Raw genomic sequence first — 16,034 nt, forward strand, 5'->3', positions numbered from 1 at the left:
TTAGAGCCAGGCGCTTTCTGCTACAATGCTGACACCACTCACAGAAAATCTAAAATGCAAAACGACCTGTTCGCCGCCCCCGCTCCTGCTGCTCTCAGCTACGTCGCATATTGCGACGGTGCTTGCAAGGCCAACGGCAAGGTCGGCGCCGCAGCAAACGGAGGTTGGGGCTTCTCGCTCCGGGACCAGACCGGCACCGTGGTTGCTGAGGGCCACGGCGGAGCCCTTGGAACGACCAACAACAAGATGGAGCTGTCGGCGGCCATTGAGACGCTTCGCCGCGTCCCGGAAGGCGCCCGCATCGAGGTCTTCACCGACTCGAAGTACGTAATTCAGGGCCTGACCGAGTGGATGCCCGGGTGGAAGCGCAAGGGCTGGCGTACCGCCGGCGGCGACGCCGTCAAGAACGTCGACCTCTGGCAGCAGCTGGATGCCCTCTTCGCGAAACGGAAGGTGAAGATGACCTGGGTTAAGGGCCACAATGGCGACCCAGGCAATGAACGCGCGGATGCGCTGGCCAATCTCGGCGCGGCGAACGCCCTCGCGTCCGCCTGACCTGGCTCCGGCCCGCCGGCAAGCCGACGGCTAGCTGCCGCAGGCGCCTCATGCCATAACGCCCAGCTAAAGCTCGGCGTTTCTCGCTCAATCACGCCGAATCCTGCCGGCGAGCATTCAGGCTCGAAAGCCCATCGACGTCTTCTTCTTCACGTGCGAATGTCCGACGTCGTCGGCAAGGACCGTCTCACGCTTGGCCAGGCGCGCGGACCCCATGGCGTCGAGCAGGGCCTTCTTCATTTCCCGCGGGGACACTTCCGCCATGTGTTCGAGCACGGCATCGGTGAGGTCCGGGTCGAAACCCCAGCCGTTAGCGGCCAGAAGCCCCGAATAGATGCTTTGAGCGATGCTGGCGGCCTGGGCGCGCGTCGGGGACGGCACCTCGTACACCATCATTCGCTGGAGGATGTAGTCGGGGATGGCCGAGAGATTGTTCGCGGTTCCGACCCAGAAGATGCCTGACGTGTCGATTTCGACGTCGAGGAACTCATCGGTGAAGTGTTTGGCCGTGTCCGGCTCCAACAACTGCAGCAGCGCGCCGAAGGGGTCATAGCGGTGGTCGCCACCTGCCTTGTCCACCTCATCGAGGGTGAACGCCGGGTTGGCGATGGTCTCCTCAATCAGCGCCTGGGCCACCTTGCCGTGGCGTGCACCGCTCCAGCCCGACGAGCTCCCGGACAGCACCCAGCCACTGGTCATGGTGCCCATCGAGACGAAGCGATGCGGGATGTTCAGCGCCTTCGCCAGTTCTGCGGCGAAGTGCGTCTTTCCGACCCCAGGCTCGCCTGCCAGCAGGATTGGCACGAAGTTGAGCGGGGATGAGCCATAGAGCGCGAGCTCCAGGTATTTGCGCAAGTCGTCGACCACGCCCTGGAAGTTGGGGCACGCCTGGGCGAGCGGCGCAAGCGCGTCGGAGGAAGACGGCTTGGAGATGAAGCGCTGGGCACCGACGTCAAGCATTCGACCGTAGGTTTTCATCAGGAGCGCGTTGTTCGTTCCTTCTGAGCGGGCCATGGCTTTGACCACAGCTTCGGGGCTGTAAATCTCGCGGGTTCCGCCGAGGGACAGCGACATCGTGAACTGACTCATGGAAACTCCCGAAGTGAGCCTTGACGCCAGCGGCTGGCTGGATTGACGTCGTGTAGCGCTGACTTTTATGCCGTTGCGCAAACATTTAAGTCGCTTGCCTAAACAGCCGGTCACCTCAACGGGAACCATTTCATGGAAGCGTACTTCGACAGCTGCATTCGCCTTTGGGTACAGCTCGCCTTTCTGCCTTACCGCATCATCGGCGGCGGTGCGAAGCCATTGGGTGTCGAGGACGCGGGTCACTAAGCGGCCGGCCCCTCAGCAATGCAAGCGCAGGTAATCGACCTCACGTACATCCAGGCCTGCCAGCAATGGAAGGTTGTGGACGAGGCCGAGCGGGAGGCAGCTTCCTTTGCGGACTCGGTGAACCGGTGCCAGGCCGAGATGGTCTGGTCGAATGCATTTTCGAGGGGCCTGGCTTCCGAAGCCCTGTCAAAGGCGCAGCTCCTGCACGACAACGCAGTGGCCAAGCAGGCTGCCGCTCGGCGCAGGGCGTTACTGCTCTCCGGCCAGGCGGCCTATCGCAACTGGGGCGTGCGCCTGGGCAGGGAATATCGTTTCTGCGCCGCTTCCGAAGAGCGTGCGCGGTTCGTCGTGGACTTTCTTCGCCCCGCGGAAGCGCTGCCTGCACCGGGCCGGTGCACTTTCATTTGCGCGGGAGACGGTCCAGCCGGCCGGGGAATGGTGTTCCTTGGGTTGGACGAAATGACGCCGCATGAGGTCGATTCCAACGTCATCAGCCTGGGGAATGTCATGCGAGGCGGCAGCTGAGCAGAAAAAAGGGCCCCCGTATTCCCGTACGTGAGCCCTCTGAATGGTCGATTCCATGGTCGGCCTGGTGAGACATAGCGCAACCTGCAACAAACCCACGGTGGCCGCCTCGTGTACCGCGGTGAAGCGAACTCCACCGGTCTCTAGGCTAAGGCAGCCCTGTGTCAACGCGTTCGGCCTGGTGAGCGTAGAGCTTACCATTGGCAACGACTTCGAGTCCCGTCGACGACGTCACCTCAAGTGGACCCAGTCAAGCAGTTTCCTGCCTGGCTCAAACCGACTGTCTGGTTTTTGCTGGCGCTCGCACGAATGCGAAGGGGATTTCAGCCCGCCGGCCCAGCACGCGCCATTGCTCTTTCGATTTCCGCGGAGCCCCGAGTTTCGTCAGGACAAATCTACGAAAGCAACGACTGGCCAAGCCAGCGGACCAACTTCCCCGCTTCAACGGCCCCGCGACACGACCCAGGCGCACTTGGTGCCACTCTGGATTCCCGGCCATCGCGACGAGCGCGCCCGGTGGGTCGGTAGTTGCTTGTTCCCCGGGAAGCAGCGCGTCCGGACACGCCGCTTGCCGATGAAAGGCCGCTGAGTGCTTCAGAAAGCGTCAGCAAACACCTATAGCAACCTCGTCTTCATCGGTTACACCTACGGGTCGAAAAGCGCAGTGGATGGGGTAAATCCTCCTGCGCCAAGGCTTTAGCGTCGCCCGCTAACGTCGATTCGGCCCGTCTTCGGCTTACGTTTGGATGCCTTCAAAGCGGCGCGTGTCCGGTACCGCCTTCTGATGCCGGCACCTACGCCCGCGAGGAGCAAGGCTGCAGCGAGGAAGAGCACGAAGGCCTCCGGCCGAATGGCCCAGAATGCCGCTAGACCAGCGAGGCCGACCAGGGGCCACTTCGCCTTTGTCACCAGCCGGCTGCTGAGCGTACTGGCGTATTCGTCAAGCCAGACAAGAAACTCCTTGGACGCCCCTCCCCCGCGTGCGCCGGCGCGCAACTGACGATAGTTTGCCTGGAGATAGCCATGAACCGGTGGGCATGCCTTTTCGCCGCTGAACATGTGGTCGTGCACGAAAACGAGGATGAATTCGAGCTCCTCTTCGGGAATAGGCTCGTCCGGAGGAAGCGCCGCGAGGTAGCGGCCCCAGAGCGTGGCGTACTCAAAGGTCTCTCCCAGGCGCAAAGAGGCCTCGGCGGCCCTACCGAAGCCGCGACTGACTCCGCGCTCCGCGGACAGCTGAAAGAGCTCGCGGCCCCGAGCAACCAATCGCTCGGCGACCCCTGCAGGACCCTTCTTTCTCTCGGACAGCGCAACGGCTGTTTCGCCGGCCAGATATGGCGCCAGATGGTGACCGAGAGACGCCGCGTGTTCCAAGAGCGTTAAAGCCTCCTCCAGCTCGGCGACGCCAGGCCGGGGTAAGGTCAGGTGTTGCTGGGCGCGGGCGGTGAAGGCTTCGGCGAAGACATCGGCCGTTTCGGGTACCGCAAGCCTTTCCGCGACCTTGTCAATCAGTTCTTTAGCCTGCTCGGGCGTAAGGTTAAAGAATTCGCGGTTCTTCGCCGTCCTGGCACCCTGCTCATCCAGGACCGAATGCACGACCTTTTCGGCGAGCGCGCAGTCCTCGAACGAGCGCGCGTAGAAGAGCTCAAACTGCTGCGGAACCCCGGTGGCACTGGACAGCTCCGCGCCTCGACGCTCAGGCCGTCGCCTGGTCATGCCCACTTTCACCTGCCCCGGCATCGAGGGGTTGGTGAGTACGTAGACGTAGCCAAAATCGTGGTCCATTCAATCCGCTTCAAAGTGCTTTGGGCGTATAGAGGGCCTGTTTCATACCGATAAAAAGACAGGCAATCGAAAGTGTTCATGGGCTATACTCGCCGTCTTAACGTGCTTTATTCGTTTCAGGAGCGTCTCCCTATGTATCAAAGCCCCGGAAGACACCAGGCACGGTCGAACCGACAGCCCCAATTTGGTGAGTTTCAGAAGCGCAACAATGCGCCACGGCATCAACCGCCCGCGATAGACCCCACCCAGCTCGCCTCGGCCATCCAGGTCAGAAACTTTAAAGCTCTCCTGGACGCCGCGACCTCCGTCGAAAACCTCGCCCTAGCCCTGGACATGCCACTGCAGCGCGTGAATGAGCTGCTTCGAGGCGAAAACTTTCCCCACGACGTTGCGTACCACATCGAGGTAACGCTAGAGCTGCCCAGCGGGTTCCTTGACCGCGTAAACGCCCGCTTGACACCTGAAGTTGTAAATCGTTTAAAATCTCCGCTAAACTTCAACGCGACTGAAAACGAAGCGGAATCAACCGAAACGCAAACAGCAGTGGCAGTTCAGGCACCGGTCCAGTTGACGCTCGCAGCGGTGCCGGAAGCAGCGCCAGCCAGCACAGAAGCCGCACCTCAACGACAGGACGAAGACATGGCCAAAAAACAAAGCTCTCAGCCCGCCAAGAAGACGCGGGCGCCCGCTGCGACCGCTCCAACGACACACACGCCCGGCGAGGACATCCTCGACACCCGCCGCATCAACTTGGCCGTGCTGACCGAAGCCCCTGGTGCCAAGAGCAAGCTCTGTGAAATCATGGGCATGAGCCCGGCCAACATCTCCCATCGGATTCACAGGAACAAGAAGCTCGACGATGCGGAGGTCAAGCGGTTTACGACTGCTCTCCACCTTCCCAAGGACTGGTTCGATGGTCCGCGGACGGCGAAGGACATTCCTCCTGCAGTCGTAAAAATGCTGGACCCGGGCCCGAAGCAGCCTCGTGGTACCAAGAAGGCCCTTCGCGAGGCTGCCCAGGGCCTCATTCCTGGCAAGCCTGCTGCTCGCAAGGGCCCCACCACCCGTGTCCTGGCGCCGGCTGATGTCAAGATGCCTCGGCTCTCGACGGGTGTTGTCGCTCCGACGCGCGCGCCCGCTCCCGTGTCAGTCCCTGCGCTGGCCTCCGTGGGTGCATCGGCGCCCGTGTCCACACCGTCGGCGGCCGATTTTGCGCCCGCTCCCGCCACGGTCCGCGCACCGGCTTCGGCAGAGCAGCGGCGTTTCGCTGCAGCGCCGGCTGCTTCTGCGATTCCGGAAGACGTGGGAACCATCGGGCCCATCGCGACCGCGCTGGTCCAAACGCTGGCGCTGAAGGCGCGCGAGGGTCGCTTGGATGAGGCTACCGCTCTCAAAATGCTGACGCAGGCTGCCGCACTGTAGGCGCTAGCCCCCCTCCGACCGTCAGGCGGCCCGGTCCTAACCGGGCCGTTTCGCTTTTTGGGCGGGTACCCGCACTGTGCGGCTTTCCCGCCAACCCTCCAGGTTCTAATCGGGCCATCGAGGCTGTCCACCTTCTAATCGGTAAGGCTTGGAAGGCTAGACGTGTACGACGGGCTTCGGCGTCGCCTATACGGAAGTAGACCTCTAAACAACAAAGGACCCCCATGAGTTTGCTTCAACGCATCAAAGACGACTCTCTCCAAGCCCGCAAGGCCAAGGAGGCGGCAAAGGCGGCAACACTGACCACCCTCTACTCCGAGGCAGCCATGATTGGCAAGAATGCCGGCAATCGCGAGACGACCGACGAGGAGGTCGCAGCGACCGTCAAGAAGTTCATCAAGAACGCGAAGGAAGCCATCGTGGTACTTGAGAATGCAACCGATGACGCACGTATTGCCGCGCGCGACGCGTTGCGCCAGGAAGTCAGCGTCTACAACGCCTACCTTCCGCAGCAGCTCGACCACGGGCGGCTCACCTCGGCCATCCTTGGCATTGTCCAGGGCCTGGCCGAGCGCTCACCCAAACAGATGGGCGCTGTGATGAAGGCCCTGAAGGAACAGCATGGCACCAACTACGACGGCAGTGCCGCGAGCGCCATCGCCAAGGAGGCTCTGGCATCCGCCAGCTAGGCCTATCCGGGAGCAATTTAAGAGCCCTCTCCGAGGGCTCTTTTTCTTGGCCTCTCCAGGGCACTCCGCTACACCCGGTATCAACCCTTGGAGCCCCTTCGTGAATCTAAATCTTTTTCCCTTCGTGGCCGCCTTTGCGCTACTTGCTGGCTGCAATGGCAACGTGCCCTCGAGCCCTCACCAGCTGAAGGAGCAGCTCATCCGGCTCGGACAGTCCACCGAGACAACGATGCACTCTGCGAAGCAGTCTGCCGAGACCGCAAAGTCCAGCGCAGAGGGCGCGGCGGTCACTGCGACGAGTACCGCGGATGGCGTCAAGGAGTCCCTCACCTCGTTCGGTGAGAACGTCACTTCAGCGAGCGACACTGCAGCGTCCACGCTGACCAAGGTCGGTGAGGCGGCGCAAGCCGGCGTCCAGCACGTCTCAAATAGGCTCACCTCGCTCGGCGAGTTGGTCCTTGAGGCGACTTCTGACAAGCCTGCGCCAACAGCGGCACCTGCGCAGAACTAGTGCCTCGACAAAAAGAAGGGCCGCCGAGGTAACTCGGCGGCCTTTTCAGAATCAGGCTTCGTCAGCCTCGTCGCTGCTCACGCCTTCAGGCTTGAACACGAGCTGCTTCAACGAGCAGGCGTCGGTGCCGACGTCGTCACGAGCGCCTTGGTACCGCGGCTGGAACAGGCTACCGCCCTTGAACGCATACAGATACTCGACCTCAGCCAGCGCGCGCACGGCCGGGATGAGGTGGTTGGGCGGAATCGTCACGTTGCCCACATCGACTTCGGCCCCGGCTTCGTCCAGCAGCACCATGCTCACGCTGCGCTTGGTCGTGCTTTGCGCTCCGACAATCACGGTGGCTCGATGGGTGAACACTCGCTTGAGCTGGTTGCCGCCGGAGTTGGGGCGACCAGGCACATACTGGGCGTCTCGATGCTTGAAGACAAGGCCTTCGCCAGACGCGGACTTCACAGCCGCATAGAGCGCTCTCTTGGCTTCGCTGGTGTAGGCCGTGCCGGTGATGGCCACTTGCTTGGCGCCGGCGGCCTTCAGGAGGTCCTGCACAGCCTGCAGCATACTCACCCGGTACCCGCACTCCTGCACCTTCATGTCCATGCCTTCCCACTCGAGGATGTCGAACACGAAGTACGTCTCACCGATGAGCTCGCCATCCAGGACGTAGGGTGCATGCCCTTCGAGCGCAGCAAGCGCCTTGGCCACACACTCTGGGAGGCCCGTTGCCAGGCCCTTTCGGTTGATGCCCAGCAGTTCGGTGCCGGTGTGCTGAGTGAGACGACGGTGTCCGTCGTATTTCGGCTGCATCAGCCAGTCGGGGTCGTCCAGCAAGCGCTGAGCCTGCTCTTCATCAATGACGTTGAGCAGCTGCGGCACGACGCCGGTGAAGCGCTCCTCCATCGACGTGTTGACAAAGGCGCTGCCGGCTTCACCCGGCGAGTAACCCTTGCCCACCTTCTCGCTGACGAGCTTGTCGTAGGTCTTCTTCGCCGCCTCGTAGGCGACCGGAGCCTTCGTTTTCGCGCCCGAGGTCAGCGTACCGCCACGCGGCCCGTATTGAAACAGAACCACCCACCCTGGCTCCTTCTGCTCCAACTGGGCGTGGTATTCCTTGTTGGACTTGGCGTCCTTGTAAAAGAGCGAGATTTTTTCTGCTTGCATCGATGTCCTTGTGTTGAAAACAGCATCCGCTGTACAAGGTCTAGCTAGCCTTCGGCCCTCCGCTAAAACTGGCGCCGGCGCGTCCGCAAAGGAAAGCCGCACCAGGAAACTGGTGCGGCTATGAAATTGAGCGTCAGTGCTCGTTTAGACAACTACGCCTGGTTGTCCGCGGCTGCGAATCCAACTGTCCATGCTTCTCTATCCCGAACCTCGACATCGCTGGTCGCTGCCCCCTGCAAGAGTTCCACCAAATCCATGGCGTGTGTCAGGGTTTCGACCGTGTCGTAATAGCCACCGTCAACATAAACGTTGTAGGGCCCAAACGCGTCCTTGGACAGTTTCCTCGTATCGAACGAGAACTCGCCAACGGGCGGCCGCTGCGGTCCGTTCCAGAACCGCTGCTGAGCAGCGCGGCAGGCGGCTATGGCCCCCTGTGCGCTCTTGGCCGCCACGCGGGCAACACCCGATGTGGCTTGAACCCCGTCAGGCGCGCGGCAGAAAACCTCAAAAAGCTCAATCGGACCATCCTCGGACCTGGCCACCTCCGCCGCCTTGGGGGCAACGGAAGCGGAAGCTCCAAACTTCTGCTCGATGTAGAACTCGTAGAGGGTCCCTTTCTTGTTCACAAACCCGCCCTCCTTCGCGCTCCAGCGGAGTTCGCGGAGCTCGGCGACGGTCAGCGGGTGGTCCACGTCGCGCCCGTCCTCTTCGAAGTGCAAGTCGAGAACGACATGGCTTGCGTCGTCCTCCTCGTCGAAGTCGGCGGCCGGTTCCTCCAGCAGCTGCGCGACATCGCCGTCGAGGTAACGCACTGGGAACGAACGACCGTCAACGACAACGTGCGCGACCGCGTCGAAGGGGTAAAGGTCCATGATGGTGGGCGGGCGAGTCGCCTCGCGCGCCGGCCCGGACGCCTTCGCAGGCTTCTTGGCCGCGCCGACCTCGAGAGGTCCGCCCTGAACCAGGGCTCCAAGAATGGCGCCCATCACCACCTGCGGGTCCTGCTGCCACTCATCGCTGACCCAGTAGGCAATCTCGCGGCCCAGTGGGTCGCAGATGCGCACGTAGTCCAACGGTTCGTCCCCTTGGGCGTAGCGCAGCTCAAAGCCGTTGTGGGCCATGACCGCATACTCCGGTCCATAGGTGACGTCCTGGTTGTCCTCGATGTGGTCGAGCTCGACTGGCATCAGCTTGGCGTCAATCGCCTCCTGGGAGACGCTGTCGTTCAAAGCGGCCCAATTCTGGAAGCCGGTCATGGTGGCAAGGGCGTCGAGCGCCTGGCCATGCTTGAGCTCGAAGCCCAGGCTCGTAGCGAACTTCTCGAGGGAGCGAGCCGCCTTCTTGGCGGACTGTGCGTTGTAGATGTGAAGCATGAGTTTTCCTTTGTGGATGAGCGCGAAGCGCCATCACGTTCATTTCGTGTCGATTGCCTGCATTACCGATAGGCGCCTCGCGTGACATGCACGAAGGCACTCAGGGTGTGTTTTCCTTGAATGCGCTGCTCAATTCACCGTCCCCGTGAGGGGGCAGGCGGAGGGCGACAGCGCGCGCCTGGCACGTATAGGGAAGGGCCAGAATTGAAAAAGCCCCGCTAGCGGGGCTTCAGGAGTTCACAATGGCTCAACGCTTTAGGGTGACCGCGCCGGACACCGTGACGGACACCGTCGCCTTGCCAGGCTCCATGGGCAGCGGCTCAGTCGCTCGCGATGCCATTTCGGCCGACATTGCCATCGATTTCATCATCGGCCCCGGCGGGCGGGTGTTGTAGCCGCTCTGGCCGATGGAAATTTCCTTGATTTCGGTCTGAGGGAACCCCAGGGCGAGGGCAGTCACCTTGGCCTTACCCTGGAATTCTTCGACAGCCGTCCTGATGAGTCCCTTCTCGGCCTGGGTACGCGCCGTGGTCGAGAGATAGAAGCCGGAGCCGGTCAGACGCGCTTGAGTGCCCAGTTCCGCGGCCGCTTGGGCAACGGCACTGGTGTTCTTGGATTCGATGCGAATCTCGCCGCGCGAGCGCCAACTGGCGATTTTTCCGTCGCGCCCGTAGACCGGGCCGGTGTAGAAGCTCTCCGTGCGCACATCGAGACCGGACGTCTCCTTGGCTTGTGCCACGACCTTCGCGAACGCTGCTGCAGCCTGGCGCTGGGCGTCCTTGGCCTCGCGCGCCTCACGCTCGACGGTCAGGCTGGCCCATGCAGTGTCTTCCACGACCTCCAGATTCGCCGCTGCATCGAGGCGCAGCGTCGGAGGTTGGGACTCCAGCCCTTCCTGAGCAGCGTGTGCGCCGGCGACCAAAACGGTGGCGGCGAGGATTGAAATGAGGGAGCGATGAAGGCGCATGGAAATCCTTTGGAAAAGTTGTTTTGCCAATGGTGTAGCCATGCGCGCGGACGGCAAAAGGAAGAGGTCCCCGCAAGAGCGAGGACCTCTAGGAATCGAAAAGAAGAAAATGTGTCCGTCGAAGGGTGCGCTACGCCGGCACGGTCTCGAAATCCGACTCTCGCACGTCCACCCCGAAGAGCCTGAAGGCATAGTCGATGTCCCCGGCGACCGAAGCTGCGATGACGTCATCACCGCGAACGAGGGCTGCACCGAGGCGATGGTTGCCGTCGGTCAGGGGCCAATTGACGACGCAGCCTAGGCTGGGGACGCCGACATCGACCGCTACCGCCTCTGACCAGCCGTAGTGGACCAGAAAGGCGATGCGCTCGATGTGCTCCGTCAAGGTCCACTCGACAGTGGCCATCCCGAAGGCCTCGGAGCGTAGGCGACCCTCTGCCAATGCCCGGCGCACGTCTGGTGCCGAGAAGCGGCCGGTCGTCCAGGGGTTCGAGAAGGGGTTGCAAAGCTTCGCCAGCTTCCTAACTGGAAGATTCACTGCCATGGTGTTCCTAGAAATGGTCTTCTCGGTTTAGCGAGCGTCGGCTTGGCCGGCTATAGGACGTTCGGCAACCAAGGACAACCAACATGCCAAGTCGTACATTCTCGACGAAAGACCTTTCCGCATGACGAAAGCTGCCTTGCTCGCAAGCTCCGCATTCTTCCGGACACGCGGCATTTCCGCCGACACATGCCAACGGGTGCATTGAGGCCGAGGCGCTCCGCCCTGAGGCTATTCGGTCCCGCATCGGTGGTTTTCGACATGGCAACCCTCGACGCCACGTCGGAATGCTCCAGCCTACCGGCGCTCCTGGGTGCTTGGAACCAGGCCGGCCAAGGCAACTTCCAGTACTGGCCCGCCAACTGCACCGCCACCTCGAAATTCAATGCCGAACCTTCGAGGCGCTTTTTTCGGGGGCGCGACGTCTCTGGTGTAAGCCGATGACCGAGCTTATGGCGCCAGGGGGTCGACCGAGCAAAGGATAAGCGGCGTTCGCTCGCCGACGAAGGCGCCTTCGACGTTGAACGAGACCCACTCGTCCGCCTCTTCCTCGGTCATGCCCTCCTCAGCAAAGGCCTGAACCAGCTTGTTCCGGTCGTATACGACGACCGGCCCGAGGTTGATGCGCTCGGCGACACCAACGATTGCCTTGTCGAGACTTGGAGGGTCCAGGAACAGCATCTCGTCGTCGTAAGCAGCTGCAAGTCGGTCTCGCAGGAGCTCTGGCGCGTCATGCTCACCACCGTGGTGGTCGGGGCGGGGCTCAATGGAGTTGGGCATAGGTCCGGCGTGTAGCGCCGCGACTTATCTGCTGAACGCCGCTTAGCTGTTTGTCGGCTCCGGCTCAAGGGTGCCCGCCCTGGCGCGCGCCAGGACTTCGGCTGCATGCCCAGGCTGGGTGAAGCAGCGGTTCAGCTCGACCACCGGAATTCGGCCGGTGAGCACCACCAGGCGCTCGGCCTCCGCGGAATTCTTGTCGGCTCGAAGCTTGGCGCGGCGGTCCATGCCCCACGGCTCCACGAGCTCCGGGCTGCCGTGCTGAAGCACCGCACCGCTTACCTCATCGAGAGCCAATGAGACGGCCAGCATGGGCTGGCCAAGCAACTTCTCCCCCTGGTACAACTCGTACAGGTCGTTCCGAAGCCGATAGGAGAACTCGCCGCTCATCGCCGCCGAAGGCTCACTGGCCCGAAGATTCGCCGTCGGCCTTTGCAGGCGTATCCGCGGCCGCCAAAGCCTTCACGAGCTCCTTTTGGCTGAGCCCCAGCGCTGCAAGGTTGGTCTCCAGCGATTCGACCGCAGCCAGCACGTGCCGCTGGGCCTCGTCGACGACAGCCATCAAGGCCTCGACGTCGGCGAGCGACCTGGTGGTCACCTCCGCGGCCGCCTGGGCGTCAGCCCCGTTCGCACGGATGATGTGGTTGAACAGCCAGAGCGAAGCGTTTCGGACGTCGCGGCAGTACGCCAGCGTTTCCTCGTACTCCTGGCCGGCGTTCTTCGATGACGCCCCGCGGCGCTTGACCACGACGACGTTCATGGAGTGCCAGTCGGCTCTGAGTCCGTACCGGGCGACTTCGTTGGGGATAAGGTCGAGAGACATGATTTTTCAGACCGCCAGCGGCGGAAGTTTGGGTTGACCCTCGATTTCGGCCACGAAGTTGATAGCCGCACAGGCGGCACCCCTCCAGGCACTCGAAGGCTTTTTGTCATCGCATTGACCCGGGCGGTATTCCCGCCACACGTCGCGCTGCAGTGCTCGAGGAACCATTCGCCAGTGCTTCGCGCACATCAGCAGCTCGGGGCGCACAGCGGTCAGGCAGGCCTGCGCATGGCACCGGTGTGTCACGGCGGGGCGGGTTCGTTGAACATGCAAGGTATAGGGGCGAGTTTTTAGACCGGGCTTGAGCGGTCGCGCGCTCGCGCTCGCACGAAGGACTCTTGCTCTTGTTTAAGAGTTATTGATGAAGTCTCAGGCGAGAGAAAGAGTCTTTTAGCGGATGACGTTTATTTTTCTGTAAACGGTCTCTCGCGACCTCTGCCACCCGCCGACCCCTTCGAACCTTCGACCCAGGCCGCCCTGGCTCCCCTGTCGTCGCCTTGGCCGCCAAGTGACCAGCTAAGGAGGCTGCCCTTGTGCGCTGAGGCGGAAGAAAAGGAGTTTTTGTGGAGGTAGCGAAGGACGCGATGAGCGCGCGTCCAAAAAAAAGGAAGGGACCGCAGATGCGGCCCCTTGGAGAGAATCACGCGACGGAAAACGCCGCGGGGAGATGGTCAAGCCAGGTAGGCCTGCCCGGGTCGACTGCGCCGGCCCCGTGGTGGAACGTGCTTGAGCCTTCGCAGTGCCAACCGTAGGCCTGCTTGAGGTTGAGCTCGTCCACCCCGACGAGGCCAAAGGCCAGGGTCGGATGGAGCGCGCCGAGCTGGTCGAGAATCCGAACGTCCAGGGTGTGCCACGTGAAGTGGTACTGCCCTCGGCGGTTCGTGACACGCTCGAACTGCGCGCATGTCAGCCGGTCGTCAAACTGCCCCCAGTTCTTCTGCGCCCACTGGGCACGTGTGAGGGCGTTGTACTGACGCACGTTCTTGCGAACAAGGGCAACGCCGGCTAGCGCCTCGGTGTCCAGTGTGCGGTTCAGGAGCACGCGTGCTTCCTGGTGCTTGGCGGGGTCCTTCAGCAACGCCACCAGGTTGGGCTCTTCGTTGAGCGCCTCCAGCGCCTCAGCCGCCATGCGGTATTGGTTCTGGATGAAGTGATAGTACGGGATAGCGAAGGGGTCGACGGCCTCCAGGCCAGCAGGCACCGGTACCGCCCTACTCGGCTGGAACAGCTTGTCGCCGTCCGTCGGATGCCGCACGCTGGTCACGAAGACCTCGAGTTCCTCTGGCTGCCCCTGCACTGTCAGCAGGTAGCGCACCGAAAGGCCGGTGTTCGAATCTTGGTTCATGGTGTGTTCCTGGCAAATTTCCTGCCTCGTGTAGCTAGTCGGCAAGGCCGAGGCCCAAAAAGAAACGCGCCCGGGTTAGGGGCGCGGAATCAATTTAAGCGAATGCCAGGGACGGATTGCGTTGCGGGAACAACGCGGCCGACAAGTCATTGCGCTCAGCGATGAAAGCAGCGTAGTCGTCCATTTCAGCTTGGGAAAGCTTACGGGACTTCGAGTCTGCTTCCAGGTGCCGGAGGTTCATTTCCAGCGTGCGGAGACGTTGATGCTTGGCGGCCTTTTCGGCAGCCACGCGACGTTCAGCCTTGACCTGCTCGATGAGCATCGTTACCAGGACAGAAGTCGAGGCGATGACAACAGCGAGGATGGCGATAGCGAAAACGGTTTGCATGATTTGCCTTTAAAGAGAAGATGTGACCTTCCCCCTATAGTCACCGCGGCCAAGGGGCCTCCGCGCCGCCCGAGGCGGGCTCACTACGCCGGTTTTGCCGCGCGAGTTTGTGCGAGCCGGCGGTCGCGCAGGACCGCTACGGACGCCAAGGCGAGCGCCCAGCCGAGAAATATGGCGGTCGTCCAGCCTGGTGCCTGCGCTCGCGATTCGAGCAAGTGCAGCAAGGGGGCCGCAGACAAGGCGCAAACGACAATCGCATAGCGCTTCAGCCCACGCCCAATGGGAAGCGTGAGCGCGTCCATGGCGAACCACGCTGCGAGCAGCATGACGACCAGGCAATAGGCGGCGGGAACGAGGACAGGCATCCCTCGGATAGCAATCAAGCTCTTGTGCCATGGGCGTGACACGGGTACGGACCGGTTGGACCTCCGGCTCTCGGCGGGACATCCGAGGGGCCCGCCCGCCCCTTCGCAAGGCGCTGGTTCTCGCTCGGCACTGTGGGGCGGGCGGGCCTTTAACCAGCGAACTGACGAAAACGGCGCGTATAAAACATCACGCTAAACGTTACCGGTAACGACAGAAAACCGATGACGTACAAGCAATCACCACCCCCCGAGCCACTCGAGCCCGCGGAACGAACGAAGGCCTTTCGAAGCCGCTTGGCGGAGAGCAGCTTCCGCCGAGTCGAGGGCTATATCGCCAGCAACGAAAAGGAGCGCGTGGACCGCGTCCGCCAAGAGCTGCAGGTGACCTCCGACGTTGCGGTCGCAGGCCTTGTTCGGCTGGGCCTGAGCGCCTACGAAAGCGCAATGCGCCAGGGACATGTCACGAGCCTTCAGGCAACTTCTTCCGACTGGCTCACCGCATCTGGCGGTGTGCAGGGCGCATGCGCCAATTCGGCCCAGGCCAACTTCCCGACCACCCCCAGCGCGGCCTCTCCTGAGCTCGTGCACACCCCCACCAACCCCATCGCTCAATTCTTCAAATCGCGCAAGGAGACTCACCGTGCTCAATAACCCCCGCCTCGGCCCCCTGGTACTGCCCTACCTTGGCCTCACCGTCCAGCCCCATGTCCGGCCCACCCTCCCGGCCTTCGAGTTGCCTGCCGCCATCCAGCGCCTGCTCGCGCGTTCGGTTGAAGACTGTCGCGCCGAGCGTTCCCGGCCCGCCGTTGGCGAACAAACCACACATGCGGCGCTGCTCCTCGACGAGTCCTGGTCGATGAACCGCCACCGCGCAGCTGCCTTGGCTGGCTACAACCACCAGGTCGGCGTCATCAAGGAGGGCGCCAAGGAGGCCGGAAAGACACTGGTCACGCTGAACGTGTTCAGCAGCACCCCGCGGGAAGTCCTGAGCGCGGCGCCGACGGAGCAACTGAGTCCCCTGCCCGAGGAAGAGTACACGCCCACCGGCGGCACCGCCCTCTACGACGCCATCGGGGACACCATCGCCTCGCTCCTGGCCCGCCCGGACGCTGATTCGCCGTCGACTGCGTTCCTCGTGGCACCGTTCACCGATGGCGAGGACACCTCGTCGTACCGCTACCCTCCGCAGCTGCTGCGCGAACTCGTCGCCAAGCTCGAGGCCACAGGCCGCTGGACGTTCACCCTGGTGGGCCCCACCGGCCAGGTGGACGAGTTTGCCGCTGCCCTGAACCTCCAGGCGGGCAACATCAAGGCCTACGATGCGACCAAAACCGAATCGGTGACCTCCGCATTCACGGAGATGGCAGGGGCCAGTACACGCTACATGGCGATGCGCTCTGCCGGGGTTATGGCCTCCGCCTCGCTCTACGCCGGCCGATAGGGCTTGCTAGCTTTGTCAGCGAACGCCCCGC

19 protein-coding genes are annotated in these 16,034 nt (G+C 62.6%); 7 read left to right on the forward strand and 12 right to left on the reverse strand.

The features are described 5' to 3' along the window. Nucleotides 1-54: 54 nt before the first annotated feature. The gene (rnhA, locus tag APY03_RS03270; RefSeq protein WP_068673839.1) at nt 55-555 is read left to right on the forward strand and encodes a ribonuclease HI; all 501 of its coding nucleotides are present in this window, start codon (nt 55-57) and stop codon (nt 553-555) included. 117 nt (nt 556-672) lie between these two features. On the opposite strand, the gene APY03_RS03275 is transcribed toward rnhA, so the two are convergent. Continuing rightward, a complete protein-coding gene (locus APY03_RS03275; protein WP_068673841.1) occupies nt 673-1,644 on the reverse strand; it encodes an AAA family ATPase in 972 nt (323 codons plus the stop codon). A gap of 321 nt (nt 1,645-1,965) precedes the next feature. Between APY03_RS03275 and APY03_RS03280 the strand changes: the two genes are divergently transcribed. Beyond that, complete coding sequence (locus APY03_RS03280; RefSeq protein ID WP_146039460.1) at nt 1,966-2,415, forward strand: hypothetical protein; 450 nt, start codon at nt 1,966-1,968, stop codon at nt 2,413-2,415. A gap of 696 nt (nt 2,416-3,111) precedes the next feature. Here APY03_RS03280 and APY03_RS03285 read toward each other — a convergent pair. Next, nucleotides 3,112-4,200 (reverse strand): GIY-YIG nuclease family protein, encoded by a 1,089-nt coding sequence (locus APY03_RS03285; protein ID WP_068673844.1) that lies wholly within the window; start codon nt 4,198-4,200, stop codon nt 3,112-3,114. Between the two features lie 78 nt (nt 4,201-4,278). Between APY03_RS03285 and APY03_RS03290 the strand changes: the two genes are divergently transcribed. The 3 genes from APY03_RS03290 to APY03_RS03300 all read left to right on the forward strand — a co-directional run bounded on the left by APY03_RS03290 (nt 4,279) and on the right by APY03_RS03300 (nt 6,822). Beyond that, a complete protein-coding gene (locus tag APY03_RS03290; protein ID WP_146039459.1) occupies nt 4,279-5,622 on the forward strand; it encodes a hypothetical protein in 1,344 nt (447 codons plus the stop codon). Nucleotides 5,623-5,846: 224 nt separating this feature from the next. Continuing rightward, a complete protein-coding gene (locus APY03_RS03295) occupies nt 5,847-6,311 on the forward strand; it encodes a GatB/YqeY domain-containing protein (protein WP_068673848.1) in 465 nt (154 codons plus the stop codon). Nucleotides 6,312-6,411: 100 nt separating this feature from the next. Then, nucleotides 6,412-6,822: a hypothetical protein gene (locus APY03_RS03300; protein WP_102905881.1), complete on the forward strand. Its 411-nt coding sequence runs from the start codon at nt 6,412-6,414 to the stop codon at nt 6,820-6,822. 51 nt (nt 6,823-6,873) lie between these two features. Here APY03_RS03300 and APY03_RS03305 read toward each other — a convergent pair whose 3' ends face one another. The 10 genes from APY03_RS03305 to APY03_RS03350 form a co-directional block, all read right to left on the reverse strand. Then, entirely contained in the window at nt 6,874-7,983 is a 1,110-nt protein-coding gene (locus APY03_RS03305) for a WGR domain-containing protein (RefSeq protein ID WP_068673852.1), read from the reverse strand. A gap of 152 nt (nt 7,984-8,135) precedes the next feature. Further along, complete coding sequence (locus APY03_RS03310; protein ID WP_068673854.1) at nt 8,136-9,356, reverse strand: hypothetical protein; 1,221 nt, start codon at nt 9,354-9,356, stop codon at nt 8,136-8,138. A gap of 247 nt (nt 9,357-9,603) precedes the next feature. Then, nucleotides 9,604-10,323 carry an SIMPL domain-containing protein gene (locus APY03_RS03315; protein ID WP_068673856.1) on the reverse strand — a complete coding sequence of 240 codons (720 nt, stop codon included), beginning with the start codon at nt 10,321-10,323 and terminating at the stop codon, nt 9,604-9,606. A 130-nt stretch (nt 10,324-10,453) separates the two neighbouring features. Further along, nucleotides 10,454-10,867, reverse strand: a complete 414-nt coding sequence (locus APY03_RS42320) for a hypothetical protein (protein WP_174258345.1) — start codon at nt 10,865-10,867, stop codon at nt 10,454-10,456. Nucleotides 10,868-11,314: 447 nt separating this feature from the next. Beyond that, nucleotides 11,315-11,644 (reverse strand): hypothetical protein, encoded by a 330-nt coding sequence (locus APY03_RS03325; RefSeq protein WP_068673858.1) that lies wholly within the window; start codon nt 11,642-11,644, stop codon nt 11,315-11,317. A gap of 42 nt (nt 11,645-11,686) precedes the next feature. Continuing rightward, a complete protein-coding gene (locus tag APY03_RS03330; protein ID WP_068673860.1) occupies nt 11,687-12,031 on the reverse strand; it encodes a hypothetical protein in 345 nt (114 codons plus the stop codon). Nucleotides 12,032-12,044: 13 nt separating this feature from the next. Continuing rightward, nucleotides 12,045-12,464, reverse strand: coding sequence for a hypothetical protein (locus tag APY03_RS03335; RefSeq protein WP_146039457.1), 420 nt, complete (start codon nt 12,462-12,464; stop codon nt 12,045-12,047). 640 nt (nt 12,465-13,104) lie between these two features. Beyond that, on the reverse strand, nt 13,105-13,809 hold the full coding sequence (locus APY03_RS03340; protein ID WP_068673864.1) for a hypothetical protein: 705 nt from the start codon (nt 13,807-13,809) through the stop codon (nt 13,105-13,107). A gap of 94 nt (nt 13,810-13,903) precedes the next feature. Continuing rightward, entirely contained in the window at nt 13,904-14,197 is a 294-nt protein-coding gene (locus APY03_RS03345) for a hypothetical protein (protein WP_068673866.1), read from the reverse strand. Nucleotides 14,198-14,280: 83 nt separating this feature from the next. Further along, nucleotides 14,281-14,562, reverse strand: coding sequence for a hypothetical protein (locus APY03_RS03350; protein ID WP_068673868.1), 282 nt, complete (start codon nt 14,560-14,562; stop codon nt 14,281-14,283). Nucleotides 14,563-14,856: 294 nt separating this feature from the next. Here APY03_RS03350 and APY03_RS03355 point away from each other — a divergent pair, with 294 nt between their 5' ends. Together APY03_RS03355 and APY03_RS03360 are read left to right on the forward strand one after the other, a co-directional pair. Further along, nucleotides 14,857-15,213 carry a hypothetical protein gene (locus tag APY03_RS03355; RefSeq protein WP_068673870.1) on the forward strand — a complete coding sequence of 119 codons (357 nt, stop codon included), beginning with the start codon at nt 14,857-14,859 and terminating at the stop codon, nt 15,211-15,213. Beyond that, nucleotides 15,203-16,003, forward strand: coding sequence for a vWA domain-containing protein (locus APY03_RS03360; protein WP_068673872.1), 801 nt, complete (start codon nt 15,203-15,205; stop codon nt 16,001-16,003). Before APY03_RS03355 ends, APY03_RS03360 begins: the two co-directional genes overlap by 11 nt. The last annotated feature ends 31 nt before the right edge of the window (nt 16,004-16,034 follow it).

The organism is Variovorax sp. WDL1, from assembly GCF_001541225.1.
Lineage (GTDB): Bacteria > Pseudomonadota > Gammaproteobacteria > Burkholderiales > Burkholderiaceae_C > Variovorax.

What these genes read in the sequence shown, in the direction of transcription:
- rnhA (WP_068673839.1), top strand. Translation starts at nt 55, where the DNA reads ATGCAAAACGACCTGTTCGCCGCCCCCGCTCCTGCTGCTCTCAGCTAC.
- APY03_RS03275 (WP_068673841.1), bottom strand. Translation starts at nt 1,644, where the DNA reads ATGAGTCAGTTCACGATGTCGCTGTCCCTCGGCGGAACCCGCGAGATT.
- APY03_RS03285 (WP_068673844.1), bottom strand. Translation starts at nt 4,200, where the DNA reads ATGGACCACGATTTTGGCTACGTCTACGTACTCACCAACCCCTCGATG.
- APY03_RS03290 (WP_146039459.1), top strand. Translation starts at nt 4,279, where the DNA reads ATGGGCTATACTCGCCGTCTTAACGTGCTTTATTCGTTTCAGGAGCGT.
- APY03_RS03295 (WP_068673848.1), top strand. Translation starts at nt 5,847, where the DNA reads ATGAGTTTGCTTCAACGCATCAAAGACGACTCTCTCCAAGCCCGCAAG.
- APY03_RS03305 (WP_068673852.1), bottom strand. Translation starts at nt 7,983, where the DNA reads ATGCAAGCAGAAAAAATCTCGCTCTTTTACAAGGACGCCAAGTCCAAC.
- APY03_RS03310 (WP_068673854.1), bottom strand. Translation starts at nt 9,356, where the DNA reads ATGCTTCACATCTACAACGCACAGTCCGCCAAGAAGGCGGCTCGCTCC.
- APY03_RS03315 (WP_068673856.1), bottom strand. Translation starts at nt 10,323, where the DNA reads ATGCGCCTTCATCGCTCCCTCATTTCAATCCTCGCCGCCACCGTTTTG.
- APY03_RS42320 (WP_174258345.1), bottom strand. Translation starts at nt 10,867, where the DNA reads ATGGCAGTGAATCTTCCAGTTAGGAAGCTGGCGAAGCTTTGCAACCCC.
- APY03_RS03325 (WP_068673858.1), bottom strand. Translation starts at nt 11,644, where the DNA reads ATGCCCAACTCCATTGAGCCCCGCCCCGACCACCACGGTGGTGAGCAT.
- APY03_RS03330 (WP_068673860.1), bottom strand. Translation starts at nt 12,031, where the DNA reads ATGAGCGGCGAGTTCTCCTATCGGCTTCGGAACGACCTGTACGAGTTG.
- APY03_RS03335 (WP_146039457.1), bottom strand. Translation starts at nt 12,464, where the DNA reads ATGTCTCTCGACCTTATCCCCAACGAAGTCGCCCGGTACGGACTCAGA.
- APY03_RS03340 (WP_068673864.1), bottom strand. Translation starts at nt 13,809, where the DNA reads ATGAACCAAGATTCGAACACCGGCCTTTCGGTGCGCTACCTGCTGACA.
- APY03_RS03345 (WP_068673866.1), bottom strand. Translation starts at nt 14,197, where the DNA reads ATGCAAACCGTTTTCGCTATCGCCATCCTCGCTGTTGTCATCGCCTCG.
- APY03_RS03350 (WP_068673868.1), bottom strand. Translation starts at nt 14,562, where the DNA reads ATGCCTGTCCTCGTTCCCGCCGCCTATTGCCTGGTCGTCATGCTGCTC.